Annotated in this window: 5 protein-coding genes and 6 tRNA genes; 1 reads left to right on the forward strand and 10 read right to left on the reverse strand. The window is 47.6% G+C overall.

The window, feature by feature from the left end; all coding sequences use genetic code 11:
• Positions 1 to 36: 36 nt before the first annotated feature.
• The 7 genes from ACOMG9_RS18780 to ACOMG9_RS18810 form a co-directional block, all read right to left on the reverse strand.
• A tRNA-Lys gene (locus ACOMG9_RS18780) sits at positions 37 to 112 on the reverse strand.
• A 57-nt stretch (positions 113 to 169) separates the two neighbouring features.
• Positions 170 to 245: transfer RNA gene (locus tag ACOMG9_RS18785), tRNA-Asn, on the reverse strand.
• A gap of 7 nt (positions 246 to 252) precedes the next feature.
• Positions 253 to 328, reverse strand: a tRNA-Lys gene (locus ACOMG9_RS18790).
• 56 nt (positions 329 to 384) lie between these two features.
• Positions 385 to 460: transfer RNA gene (locus ACOMG9_RS18795), tRNA-Asn, on the reverse strand.
• A 6-nt stretch (positions 461 to 466) separates the two neighbouring features.
• Positions 467 to 542: transfer RNA gene (locus ACOMG9_RS18800), tRNA-Lys, on the reverse strand.
• Positions 543 to 609: 67 nt separating this feature from the next.
• Positions 610 to 685, reverse strand: a tRNA-Asn gene (locus ACOMG9_RS18805).
• A 253-nt stretch (positions 686 to 938) separates the two neighbouring features.
• The gene (locus ACOMG9_RS18810; RefSeq protein WP_422134992.1) at positions 939 to 1541 is read right to left on the reverse strand and encodes a peroxiredoxin; all 603 of its coding nucleotides are present in this window, start codon (positions 1539 to 1541) and stop codon (positions 939 to 941) included.
• A gap of 483 nt (positions 1542 to 2024) precedes the next feature.
• On the opposite strand from ACOMG9_RS18810, the gene bfr reads away from it, so the two are divergent.
• Positions 2025 to 2498 (forward strand): bacterioferritin, encoded by a 474-nt coding sequence (bfr, locus tag ACOMG9_RS18815; protein WP_448218014.1) that lies wholly within the window; start codon positions 2025 to 2027, stop codon positions 2496 to 2498.
• Positions 2499 to 2539: 41 nt separating this feature from the next.
• Here the strand turns inward: bfr and grxD are convergent, their stop codons facing one another.
• The 3 genes from grxD to ACOMG9_RS18830 all read right to left on the reverse strand — a co-directional run bounded on the left by grxD (position 2540) and on the right by ACOMG9_RS18830 (position 13524).
• Positions 2540 to 2872 (reverse strand): Grx4 family monothiol glutaredoxin, encoded by a 333-nt coding sequence (gene grxD, locus ACOMG9_RS18820; protein WP_422134994.1) that lies wholly within the window; start codon positions 2870 to 2872, stop codon positions 2540 to 2542.
• 296 nt (positions 2873 to 3168) lie between these two features.
• Positions 3169 to 8139 (reverse strand): hypothetical protein, encoded by a 4971-nt coding sequence (locus ACOMG9_RS18825; RefSeq protein WP_448218015.1) that lies wholly within the window; start codon positions 8137 to 8139, stop codon positions 3169 to 3171.
• A gap of 378 nt (positions 8140 to 8517) precedes the next feature.
• On the reverse strand, positions 8518 to 13524 hold the full coding sequence (locus ACOMG9_RS18830) for a hypothetical protein (RefSeq protein WP_494529236.1): 5007 nt from the start codon (positions 13522 to 13524) through the stop codon (positions 8518 to 8520).
• Positions 13525 to 13780 lie beyond the last annotated feature (256 nt).

The following is a 13780-nucleotide window of genomic DNA, read 5'->3' on the forward strand; positions in this document are numbered from 1 at the left end:
AAAAAGCCGGTTCTTTGAACCGGCTTTTTGTTGATTTGGTGGGTCGTGTAGGATTCGAACCTACGACCAATTGGTTAAAAGCCAACTGCTCTACCAACTGAGCTAACGACCCTTGATGCTTAATGAACACGCAGTTCAGGAAACAAACTCTTGCTTGAGAGTGAGAATATGGCTCCCCGAGCTGGACTCGAACCAGCGACCCAATGATTAACAGTCATTTGCTCTACCAACTGAGCTATCGGGGAATAAAAGTGGTGGGTCGTGTAGGATTCGAACCTACGACCAATTGGTTAAAAGCCAACTGCTCTACCAACTGAGCTAACGACCCACTGAACTTTCTGAATACGCAATCCAGAAAGCTAACCCTTGCTAAGGAGTTTAAAATGGCTCCCCGAGCTGGACTCGAACCAGCGACCCAATGATTAACAGTCATTTGCTCTACCAGCTGAGCTATCGGGGAAGAAATTGGTGGGTCGTGTAGGATTCGAACCTACGACCAATTGGTTAAAAGCCAACTGCTCTACCAACTGAGCTAACGACCCAAGCCGTCTATTAAACACGCAGTTCAATAAACATTCAACTCTTCAATCAAAAGTGATTAGAAAGAGCTGGCTCCCCGAGCTGGACTCGAACCAGCGACCCAATGATTAACAGTCATTTGCTCTACCAACTGAGCTATCGGGGAATCGTTGTTGACGATGCTTTGCGTCATCACCTAACGGCAGCGAATATTAATGAGATTTCCGGCTGAGTCAAGTCCTTCTCCTCAGCTTTGTTCAAAAAGTTTCTGAAAAAAAGCACTGGAAATAACTTGCTGATCTATAAAACAGGAACCGAACGCCCGTAAGTTCTGGGCCTGCTCTCTAATACGCACAACAAAAAAAAAAAGCCGCCCGCAGGCGACTTTCTTTTCAATCATCAAATGACGAAGTCTGTAATTACAGGCCTTCAGCACTCTCAGACAGGTACTTGGCAACACCCGCAGGGGACGCGTCCATACCCTTATCACCTTTGCTCCAGCCAGCCGGGCAAACTTCACCGTGCTCTTCGTGGAATTGCAGAGCGTCAACCAGACGGACCAGCTCATCCATGTTACGACCCAGAGGCAGATCGTTAACGATCTGTGAGCGCACAACACCGTCCTTATCAATGAGGAAAGCACCACGGAAAGCGACACCGCCCTCAGACTCAACGTCGTAGGCTTTACAAATGTCGTGAGCCATGTCAGCGGCCAGAGTGTACTTAACAGGACCGATGCCACCTTCACTGACAGGCGTATTACGCCACGCGTTGTGAGTGAAGTGAGAGTCAATGGAAACACCGATAACTTCAACGTTGCGCTCTTTGAACGCATCGATGCGGTGATCCAGAGCGATCAGCTCGGATGGACAAACGAAAGTGAAGTCCAGTGGGTAGAAGAACAGAATACCGAACTTGCCACGAATCGCCTCGGACAGGGTAAACTCTTCAACAATCTCGCCATTGCCCAGGACGGCAGGAACAGTAAAGTCAGGAGCTTTCTTGCCAACCAGTACGCCCATGAATTTAATCTCCAAGGTTAAGTATGTATCACTGCGATCATGCAATCGTTGCAGTCATCGCAATCATTGAAGCGACATCATGATACACCTGATAACGGCCTTAGCCTATAAACCCCTGCACAAATATCTATAAATTTTCTCTTTCAAATGATAGATAAAATCTATCAAAGTCGACTAATCCATTTATTTCGGTGATCCGCTCATCCCATGCGATGGAAAATATACCCCTCTGAGACTTGATAGCGACCACAACCGATAACGCTAATAAGAAATATTCTCATTGTTTTTCAGACAGTTATCTTTGACAGAAGCCGATGAGGCTCCATACTTCCTGTGCCTGTAGTTTTTTGGAGAGAAGTATTCTACAGCTCCTGGAAATAGTTCCTGGAAATAGTTCCTGGAAATAGTTCCTGGAAAAAGTCCCTGGAAATAGTTAATGGAATGAAAGCCCCCTTTAATTCATGACTGTATGGAGCCCCTGTTATGCAAGGCGAAAAAGGTGTTCTGGATCATCTGAATCAAGTACTTATGAATGAACTGACTGCCATTAATCAGTACTTTCTACACGCACGAATGCTAAAGAACTGGGGAGTCAACAAACTCGGCCAGTATATATATAAGGAATCCATTGACGAGATGTGGCATGCCGACTGGTTGATTGAGCGAATTCTTTTTCTGGAAGGCATGCCTGACTTCAAATACATGCAAAAGCCGATCATTGCCGCAGACGTTAAAGGCATTCTGGAAGCTGACCTGCAACAGGAGTTGAAGGCGATTCCACCTCTGAAGGATGCCATCAATGTCTGTGAAAAGGTGGGTGATTACGGCTCACGCCAGTTACTGGAAAAAATTCTGGCTGCGGAAGAAGAGCATATGGATAGTCTGGAAGTCCATCTGTACCGTATCAAAACCATGGGAATGGAAAATTATCTGCTCTCTCAGAGTGAGGAAGACTAGGCGGGAGGATTCTGTCCTCCCCACCTTGAAGAAGGCTGAAATTATTCAGCACCTTCCTCTTTGCCGACAGCAGCCTTGATCATCTTCTGAAGGTCGCCGCTGTTGTACATCTCGATCAAAATGTCGCTGCCACCCACCAGCTCCCCCTTAATCCAGAGCTGCGGGAAGGTTGGCCAGTTGGCGTATTTTGGCAGGTTGGCACGAATTTCCGGGTTAGCCAGAATGTCTACGAATGCGAACTGCTCGCCACAAGCCATCAGAACCTGCACAGCTTTGGAGGAAAATCCGCACTGAGGCAGCTTGGGAGAACCTTTCATATAGAGCAGAATGTCATGTGTTTCAATCTGCTCTTTAATTTGATCCATGATATCCATGAAATCACCTCATCACCGAAATGGAATCAACGGCTTTTCAAATAAGCTGTTGGAACTGGGGCTCTGCATTCTAAAGAAAATACCTGACTTACACCATTGGTTATACCGAAATCCGGTCAGATAATGACTGCCCAACCACTGCATGACCTACGGATTCAACCTTTCAGTATTCGCCTGAGCTCCTCAATTTCAGCCTCGTCAGCAAAATCTGTGGCGCATTTCTGTGTCGAAAGTGCTGGCAACCTCTTTCCAAGAAAGCTTTCTGGCCCAGTTTGCCAGAACGACACAAATCTTTTTTAGAAAATACTCCCACACCCATCAAGCAACTCCAGTTCCTGACAACTCTGATAAACATCAGGATCAACATCGGATAATAAAGGGTCTTGCTTTTTTAAACGCTCTATTTTGCTGCATGCCCGTTGCCTCCATACTTCCAGTATGTGGGTAGCGCTATCGATTTTGGCTTTTTTAAGGAGGGTCACTGTATGCATAAGCTCTATTTCATTCTCGTACTCCTCCAGTAAATTCAGTATTTCGGTGCCAAAAATTTCTGTCTGGTTCAGCTTTAACCATAAACTGGCAAAGGCCTGCTTTTCTCGTTTGTCGTCCAGAATAGCCAGAATATGAACAGGTAGCGGATTAAAGGAGGCTGCTTCAACAGCACCGTTTGCTCCCGGCTCTCCGTTTGCGGTCAGTCTGGCTTTGCGTCTTTGGATGTATACCGGGTCATCCGAATTTAAACGCCTTTGCCATTGGTCTGCTGTCACATAATAGTGTTCAGACGTCTCGGTGATTTTCAAAACAGTCCTGAACTGTTCCTCTGACCAGTTGCTGATTACCATTTTTTCATCCTGTATTTCCAGCTGTGGCATTGGAAAGCGGTAGTTTTGAACTCCGTCTCCTGGCAGTTCAACCTCAAGCCATTGCCCTTTGACGGTGAAAAACATCTCATTGAGGTTCTGCATCAACACAGCAATATAGCTCAGGGCTAACTGTTCTCCTGATGGGATAAGTCCAGTGACAGGTATCTCAACATGGTTATTGTCGGTTGTTCGCATCCCGGACAGAAAGTGATCGGGAATATCGTTATCCCAGGGTAGCAGACTATGGGTTTTGAGCAGCGCTTCGAACAGTATCTGGATGCCTTCTTTGGTAATGTCATGGGTTGTTAGTTGCAGGCAGGCTTCAAGCAGCTTGCTTAACCAATGGGTAGAATGCTCTTTGCTGAGTTTTTGCAAGGCGCTCAACGAGGGAAACAGATTGAATACAGCCCGGGCATGGCTGGTATCCAGAAAACGCAGCTGATCATCTTTTGTTAAGGGTTGCAGAATTTCCAGATAGAGCCCTTGCATATATTCGAGTTTCAGCACCGCCGACAATGGTTGCAACCGGGCTGAGTACTGCTCCCATAGTCCTTTATCCGGCAATGACTTCAGCCGCTTGGCAAAAAAGACAAAACGCTCCCTGTCTTCATCGGAAGAACACAGGAACATTGCTCTGTTTAACACGCGCAAAGGCACGGCTTTCATTGAATGACGCCACAAAAAATGCTTATCCAGTTGATTAGCCTGAAGGTAACGTTTGACGCTTTTCCCTCCAGAAGAAGATAAAAGTCCTATCAATGATTCCAGCATCAGAACCGTTTTTGTCTCTTTATGGTATTGGCAGAACTGTTTTAAAACTGTCCATGTTAGCGACCAGTCTGGCTTAGGGGTGGAAAGATAAAGAGCGACTGTTTTTATCTGGCGACTGCATTTGTCCTCTTCATCATCTGAGTCGCTATTGTATTCGTCATCTCCTTCATTATCCGGGTTGCTGTGTTCTCCGGTAAGTTCTGTAAGCAGTAACTGTTTCAGTTGTGTTTCCCAGTGTTGCAGCATCTTGATAGCAGGCAACCCTTCTGATACCAGGAGCCTGAGCATTATTTGCAGTAGCCTGTGATTGAGCGCCCCTCGGCAACCTATCCAGTCCAGCACTTTTTTCACAGGCTCATGTTTGGGCAAGCCTTGGCCGTGATTCATAGAGGAGAAAACGCGGAGCAGCTTCATATTGAGTTCGCCACCCTTGTGTTTCCATTCAGGCCAGCCGAGCACCTCCTTCACGCTCTCATGTTTGAGCATACCTCTTCTATTGTTCATGGATGAAAAGGCGCGGAACAGTTCCATATTGAACTCGCCATCCTTGTGTTTCCATTCAGGCCAACCCAACATCTCTTTCACTTGCTCATGTTTGAGCATGCCTTTACCACTGTTCATGGATGAGAAGGAACGGAACAGATCCATAATGAACTCGCCATCCTTGTCTTTCCATTCAGACCAGGCCAACACCGCTTTCACTTCCTTTTGTTTGAGCATGCCTTTGCCACTATTCATGGATGAGAAGGCGCGGAACAGCTCCATACTGAACTCGCCAAACTTGTCTTTCCATTCCAGCCAGCCCAGCACCTCTTTCACTTCCTCGTGTTTAATCAATCCCTTGCTGCTATTCATGGACGAGAAGGCGCGCAACAGCTCAATGTTGAACTCGCCATACTTGTCTTTCCATTCCGGCCAGCCCAGCACCTCTTTCACTTCCTGTTGTTTTAGGATGCCTTTGCCATGATTCATAGATGAGAAGGCGCGGAACAGCTCCATACTGAACTCGCCATCCTTGTCCTTCCATTCCGGCCAGCCCATCACCTCTTTCACTTCTTTTTTTTTGAGCACGCCTTTACCATTGTTCATGGATGAGAAGGCGCGGAACAGCTCCATACTGAACTCGCCATCCTTGTCCTTCCATTCAGGCCAGCCCAGCACCTCTTTCACTTGCTCATGTTTGAGCATGCCTTTGCGATTGTTCATTGACGAGAAGGATCGGAACAACTTCGTATTAAACTCGCCATCCCTGTCTTTCCATTCCGGCCAGTTCAGCACCTCTTTCACTTCCTCTTGTTTGAGCATGCCTTTGCCACTGTTCATGGATGAGAAGGAGCGGAACAGCTCCATACTGAACTCGCCATCCTCATCTTTCCATTCCGGCCAACCCAGCACCTCTTTCACTTGCTCATGTTTGAGCATGCCTTTGCCATGATTCATAGACGAGAAGGAGCGGAACAGCTCAATGCTTAACTCGCCATCCTTGTCTTTCCATTCCGGCCAGCCCAGCACCTCTTTGACTTCCTCATGTTTAATCATGCCCTTGCTGCTATTCATAGACGAGAAGGCGCGGAACAGCTCCATACTGAACTCGCCATCCTTGTCCTTCCATTCTGGCCAGCCCAGCACCTCCTTGACTTCCTCATGTTTAATCATGCCCTTGCTGCTATTCATAGATGAGAAGGAGCGGAACAGCTCCATACTGAACTCGCCATCCTTGTCCTTCCATGCCGACCAGCCCAACACCGCTTTCACTTCCTTTTGTTTGAGCATGCCTTTGCCACTATTCATGGATGAAAAGGCGCGGAACAGCTCCATACTGAACTCGCCAAACTTGTCCTTCCATTCCGGCCAGCCCAGCACCTTTTTCACTTCCTTTTTTTTGAGCACGCCTTTACCATTGTTCATGGATGAGAAGGCGCGGAACAGCTCCATACTGAACTCGCCATCGTTGTCTTTCCATTCCGGCCAGCCCAACATCGCTTTCACTTCCTCTTGTTTGAGCATGCCTTTACCACTGTTCATGGATGAGAAGGCGCGGAATAGCTCAATACTGAACTCGCCAACCTTGTCTTTCCATTCCGACCAGGCCAGCACTTCTTTCACTTCTTCATGTTTAATCATGCCTTTACCGCTGTTCATGGATGAGAAGGCGCGGAACAGTTCCATACTGAACTCGCCATCCTTGTCTTTCCACTCCGGCCAGCCCAACACCTCTTTCACTTGCTCATGTTTGAGGATGCCTTTGGCATGATTCATAGACGAGAAGGATCGGAACAACTTCGTATTAAACTCACCATCCCTGTCTTTCCATTCTGGCCAGCCCAGTATTGCTTTCACTTGTTCATGTGTGGGCACGCCTTTGCCATTATTCATGGACGAGAAAGAAGTCACTACATCTGAACTCGCTAAATATTCGAGTTCATCCTGGCTACGCTCTGCAAAACTACGGATATGTTTTTTGCTATTATCCAGCATGCCGGTCAACATGCCTGTATTTTTGAAGTTTTCAGAAAGGTACCCAAAAAAGGCGGCGGCATTATCGAAGAAACCATTAAAAGAATCTCTATCTACGAAACCAAGCAGCTTATAAAAAGTGTTTTTTACAGTGATGTTTTTTTTCTTGAATATCACCATCAGGGTTTGCACTTTTTTCAGCTCTTCCTGACTTAATTCGTACTTGATATTTGCTTTTATTTTTTCTAACGGATCATCGGGAATTTGAGTGTCTGGCAGTTTCTTTTTTTTGGCCGCTGGTTCAGCAACAGCTGTTGAATTATTTCTTTTTCTACCCGGGCCTTTCTTTTTTTTCGGAGCGGGCTCTGGTGAATTCGATTCTGCTTCTTCCCGGATTCGTCTTACCCTTTTGTTACCTTGAATGCCCGACAGGCACTTGTCGCACAACAACGCTGAAGCTGCTGTCTGATTTGCTACATGTCCTAACTCCTGCGGATTCAATGCCTTGTCACACTTCGAACAAGCTACATGCGAATGTCCGGCATCCTGCCCAGCTGAGGGTTTCAGTGGGTCATCGCCTCCACGACCATTGGCGCCTGTCGAAGCGGTTCCCCTGATACGGGCGGCAGATCCGCTTGTCTGGCCGGTCTGAACTATTGTCGCGGTCGGTGATGCTTTGGTCGTTCGGGAGGATGAATTCTTTTTCCCGTTACCCGTCTGTCGGCCAGAATATTTGCCAGAAACCATCTCACGGTAAACTCTGAGTTCCTGATCATTCTCTGCCAGCCATGTCTGAACCAGCCCCGGTTGAATCGTGCCAGGGTCTGACCTTCCCAGATCAAGAAGATCGGCTTCAATCACCATGATCCGGTCTGACAAAATCCGGGCCAGCGTGGTTTGGCCTGTCATAATGGCCCATAGTCGTTTGATTTGTAATATTATAAGCAGTTGCTTTTTTTGCTGCAGACAAGCTTGGACAGGATCAGGAATAGCGCTGAGGTCGTCATTCCCGCGAAGGCGGGAATCCAGCGCCAACGGTGGATCCCTGCCTTCTCGGGGATGACAAGGCCAGGGGGGCACCGGGCAGTATGGTTCTGGTGGTGAGTCAGTGTGGATTCCCGCCTTCGCGGGAATGACGAGAATGAAGCCGGGAATGACGGGAATGACGGGAGTCAACTCGTGACACCCTCGAAGAGGATCGGGCTGTTCAGGTTCAGCCAACTTATTGGAATACAGGAAATGAACTGGTAGCGGGCTTGAGCCGACTAATTCCAATGCCTGCAGCGAGTCCCCAAACAACATCGTCACTAGCACAAGCAGTGATTGGACCATCGAGCAGGCAGCTTTTTTTTGTTGTGAGCGTCTCATAGATCCCGGCTAATAAAATCAGCTTCTGTGAATCCATTCGCTAGTGGAAAAATTCGCACGTCATCCGGCTTAGGCCTGATGATTCACGTTTGCGCTAGATTTTATAGCACCGCACTGGCGAGCTTTCCATAAATGGAGTTGGCAGACAGTTTTTTTTAGAAGCCTTATCAGACGACACAAGTCTTTTTAGAAAATACTCCCGCATTCATCAAGCAACTCCAGTTCCTGACAACCCTGATAAACATCAGGATCAACATCGGATAATAAAGGGTCTTGCTTTTTTAACTGTTCTATTTTCCTGCACGCCCTTTGCCGCCATTCTTCCAGTATGTGAGTAGCGCTATCGATTCTGGCTTTTTTAAGGAGGGTCACTGTATGCATAAGCTCCATTTCACTCTCGTACTCCTCCAGTAAATTCAGTATTTCGCTGCCAAAGATTTCTGTCTGATTGAGCTTTAACCATAAACTGCCGAACACCTGTTTTTGTGGTTCCAATTCATTCTCTGGCTGATAGGCTTCAGCTTGCCTGGATTGAACGTTATCCAGTTTCTGCCATTGATCTGCGGTCAAATAATAGTGTTCAGATATCCTGGTGATTTTCAAAACAGTCCTGAACTGCTCCTCTGACCAGTTGCTGATGGCCATTTTTTCATCCTGTATTTCCAGCTGTGGCATTGGGTAGCGATAGGTCTGAACATCATCACCCGATACTTCAACCTCAAGCCACTGACCTTTGACGGTAAAAGACATCTCATTAAGGTTCTGCATCAACACAGAGATATAGCTCAGGGCCAACTGTTCTCCTGATTGGATAAGTCCGGAGACAGGTATCTCAACATGGTTATTGTCGGTTGTTCGCATCCCGAACAGAAAGTGATCGGGAATAGCGTTATCCCAGGGTAGCAGACTATGGGTTTTGAGCAGCGCTTCGAACAGTATCTGGATGCCTTCTTTGGTAATGTCTTGGGTTCTTAGTTGCAGGCAGGCTTCAAGCAGCTTGCTTAACCAATGGGTAGAATGCTCTTTGCTGAGTTTTTGCAAGGCGCTCAACGAGGGAAACAGATTGAATACAGCCCGGGCATGGCTGGTATCCAGAAAACGCAGCTGATCATCTTTTGTTAAGGGTTGCAGAATTTCCAGATAGAGCCCTTGCATATATTCGAGTTTCAGCACCGCCGACAAGGGTTGCAACAGGGCTGAGTATTGCTCCCATAGTCTTTTATCCGGCAATGACTTCAGCCGCTTGACAAAAAAGACAAAACGCTCCCTGTCTTCATCGGAAGAAAACAGAAACATTGCTCTATTTAACACCCGCAAAGGCACCGCTTTCATTGAATGACGCCACAAAAAATGCTGATCCTGTTGATTAGCCTGAAGGTAGCGCTCGACACTTTTCCCTCCAGAAGAAGATAAAAGTCCTATCAATGATTCCAGCATCAGAGCTGTTTTAGTCTCTTTATGGTATCGGCAGAACTGTTTTAAAACTGTCCATTTTAGCGACCAGTCTGGCTTAGGGGTGGAAAGATAAAGAGCGACTGTTTTTATCTGGCGATTGTATTTGTATTCTGCATCATCCAGGTTGCGATTGTATTTATCACCTCCTTCATTATCCGGGTTGCTATGTTCTCCGGTAAGTTCTGTAAGCAGTAACTGTTTCAGTTCTTTTTCCCAGTGTTGCAGCATCTTGATAGCAGGTAGCCCTGCTGATACCCAAAGCCTGGACATGATTTGCAGTAGCCTGTGATTGGGTGCCCCCCGGCAACCTACCCCCCGGCAACCTATCCAGTCCAGCACTTTTTTCACAGGCTCATGTTTGGGCAAGCCTTGGCCGTTATTCATGCACGAGAAAACACGGAACAGCTTCATATTGAGCTCGCCCCCCTTACGTTTCCATTCAGACCAGCTGAGCAACTCTTTCACTTTCTCATGTTTGAGCATACCTCTGCCATTATTCATGGATGAAAAGGCACGGAACAGCTCCATACTGAACTCGCCATCCTTGTCTTTCCATTCTGGCCAACCCAACACCTCTTTCACTTCCTCATGTTTGAGCATCCCTTTCCTACTATTCATGGACGAGAATGCGCGGCACAGCTCAATGTTGAACTCGCCATGCTTGTCTTTCCATCCCGGCCAGCCCAGCACCTCTTTCACTTCCTCTTGTTTGAGGATGCCTTTGCCATGATTCATAGATGAGAAGGCGCGGAACAGCTCCATACTGAACTCGCCATCCTTGTCTTTCCATTCCGGCCAGCCCAGCACCTCTTTCACTTCCTCTTGTTTGAGCATGCCTTTACCACTGTTCATGGATGAGAAGGCGCGGAACAGCTCCATACTGAACTCGCCATCCTTGTCTTTCCATTCCGTCCAGCTCAGCACCTCTTTCACTTCCTCATGTTTAATCATGCCCCTGCTGCTATTCATGGACGAGAAGGCGCGGAACAGCTCAATGTTGAACTCGCCATCTTTGTCTTTCCATTCCGGCCAACCCAGCACCTCTTTCACTTCCTCTTGTTTGAGGGTGCCTTTGCCATGATTCATAGATGAGAAGGAGCGGAACAGCTCCATACTGAACTCGCCATCCTTGTCTTTCCACTCCGACCAGCCCAGCTCCTCTTTCACTTGCTCATGTTTGAGCATACCTTTCCTACTATTCATGGATGAGAAAAAGCGGAACAGCTCCATACTGAACTCGCCATGCTTGTCCTTCCATTCAGGCCAACCCAACATCTCTTTCACTTCCTTTTGTTTGAGCATGCCTTTGCCACTATTCATGGATGAGAAGGAGCGGAACAGCTCCATACTGAACTCGCCATCCCTGTCTTTCCATTCCGGCCAGCCCAGCACCTCTTTCACTTGCTCATGTTTGAACATGCCTTTGCCATTGTTCATTGACGAGAAGGATCGGAACAACTTCGTATTAAACTCGCCTTCCCTGTCTTTCCATTCCGGCCAGTTCAGCACCTCTTTAACTTCCTCTTGTTTGAGCATGCCTTTGCCACTGTTCATGGATGAGAAGGAGCGGAACAGCTCCATACTGAACTCGCCATCCTCATCTTTCCATTCCGGCCAACCCAGCACCTCTTTCACTTGCTCATGTGTGAGCACGCCTTTACCATTGTTCATGGATGAGAAAGAGTGGAACAGATCAATGTTTAACTCGCCATCCCTGTCTTTCCATTCCAGCCAGCCCAGCACCTCTTTGACTTCCTCATGTTTAATCATGCCCTTGCTGCTATTCATGGACGAGAAGGCGCGGAACAGCTCCATACTGAACTCGCCAAACTTGTCCTTCCATTCCGGCCAGCCCAAGACCGCTTTCACTTCCTTTTGTTTGAGCATGCCTTTACCACTGTTCATGGATGAGAAGGCGCGGAACAGCTCCATACTGAACTCGCCAAACTTGTCCTTCCATTCCGGCCAGACCAGCACCTCTTTCACTTCCTTTTTTTTGAGCATGCCTTTACCATTGTTCATGGATGAGAAGGAGCGGAACAGCTCCATACTGAACTCGCCATCCTCGTCTTTCCATTCCAGCCAGCCCAGCACCTCATTCACTTCCTCTTGTTTGAGCATGCCTTTACCACTGTGCATGGATGTGAAGGAGCGGAACAGCTCAATGTTGAACTCGCCATGCTTGTCTTTCCATTCCGACCAGGCCAGCACCTCTTTCACTTCCTCATGTTTGAGCATGCCTTTGCCACTGTTCATGGATGAGAAGGAGCGGAACAGTTCCATACTGAACTCGCCATCCTTGTCTTTCCATTCCGGCCAGCCCAGCACCTCTTTCACTTGTTCATGTTTGGGTATGCCTTTGCCACTATTCATTGACGAGAAGGATCGGAACAACTTCGTATTAAACTCGCCATCCCTGTCTTTCCATTCTGGCCAGCCCAGTATTGCTTTCACTTGTTCATGTGTGGGCACGCCTTTGCCATTATTCATGGACGAGAAGGAACTCAATACATCCAAACTTGCTAAATATTCGAGTTCACTCAGGCTACGTTCTGCGAAACTACGGATATGTTTTTTTCTATTACCCAGCATGCCGGTCAGCATGCCTGTATTTTTGACGTTTTCAGAAAGATGCCCAAAAAAAGCGATGGCATTATCGAAGAAGCCATTAAAAGAATCTCTATCTACGAAACCAAGCAGCTTATAAAAAGTGTTTTTTACAGTGATGTTTTTTTTCTTGAATATCACCATCAGGGTTTGCACTTTTTTCAGCTCTTCCTGACTTAATTCGTACTTGATATTTGCTTTTATTTTTTCTAACGGATCACCGGGAATTTGAGTGTCTGGCAGTTTCTTTTTTTTGGCCGCTGGTTCAGCAACAGCGGTTGAATTATTTCTTTTTCTACCCGGGCCTTTCTTTTTTTTCGGAGCGGGCTCTGGTGAATTCGATTCTGCTTCTTCCCGGATTCGTCTTACCCTTTTGTTACCTTGAATGCCCGACAGGCACTTCTCGCACAACAACGCTGAAGCTGCTGTCTGATTTGCTACACGTCCTAACTCCTGCGGATTCAATGCCTTGTCACACTTCGAACAAGCTACATGCGAATGTCCGGCATCCTGCCCAGCTGAGGGTTTCAGTGGGTCATCGCCTCCACGACCATTGGCGCCTGTCGAACCGGTTCCCCTGATACGGGCGGCAGATCCGCTTGCCTGGCCGGTCTGAACTATTGTCGCGGTCGGTGATGCTTTGGTCGTTCGGGAGGATGAATTCTTTTTCCCGTTACCCGTCTGTCGGCCAGAATATTTGCCAGAAACCATCTCACGGTAAACTCTGAGTTCCTGATCATTCTCTGCCAGCCATGTCTGAACCAGCCCCGGTTGAATCGTGCCAGGGTCTGACCTTCCCAGATCAAGAAGATCGGCTTCAATCACCATGATCCGGTCTGACAAAATCCGGGCCAGCGTGGTTTGGCCTGTCATAATGGCCCATAGTCGTTTGATTTGTAATATTATAAGCAGTTGCTTTTTTTGCTGCAGACAAGTTTGGACAGGATCAGGAATAGCTCCGAGGTCGTCATTCCCGCGAAGGCGGGAATCCAGCGCCAACGGTGGATCCCTGCCTTCTCGGGGATGACAAGGCCAGGGGGGCACCGGGCAGTATGGTTCTGGTGGTGAGTCAGTGTGGATTCCCGCCTTCGCGGGAATGACGAGAATGAAGCCGGGAATGACGGGAGTCAACTCGTGACACCCTCGAAGAGGATCGGGCTGTCCAGGTTCAGTCAACTTATTGGAATACAGGTAGTGAGCTGGTAGCGGGCTTGAGCCGACTAATTCCAATGCATGCAGCGAATCCCCAAACGACATCGTCACTAGCACAAGCAGTGATCGGACCATCGAGCAGGCAGCTTTTTTTTGTTGTGAGCGTCTCATAGATCCCGGCTAATAAAATCAGCTTCTGTGAATCCATTCGCTAGTGGAAAAAATTCGTACGTCA

This window comes from Endozoicomonas sp. PH6C (assembly GCF_059322965.1).

Excerpts from the sequence above, each read along its gene's own strand:
- grxD (WP_422134994.1), bottom strand. The coding sequence starts at position 2,872 with ATGGATATCATGGATCAAATTAAAGAGCAGATTGAAACACATGACATT.
- bfr (WP_448218014.1), top strand. The coding sequence starts at position 2,025 with ATGCAAGGCGAAAAAGGTGTTCTGGATCATCTGAATCAAGTACTTATG.
- ACOMG9_RS18810 (WP_422134992.1), bottom strand. The coding sequence starts at position 1,541 with ATGGGCGTACTGGTTGGCAAGAAAGCTCCTGACTTTACTGTTCCTGCC.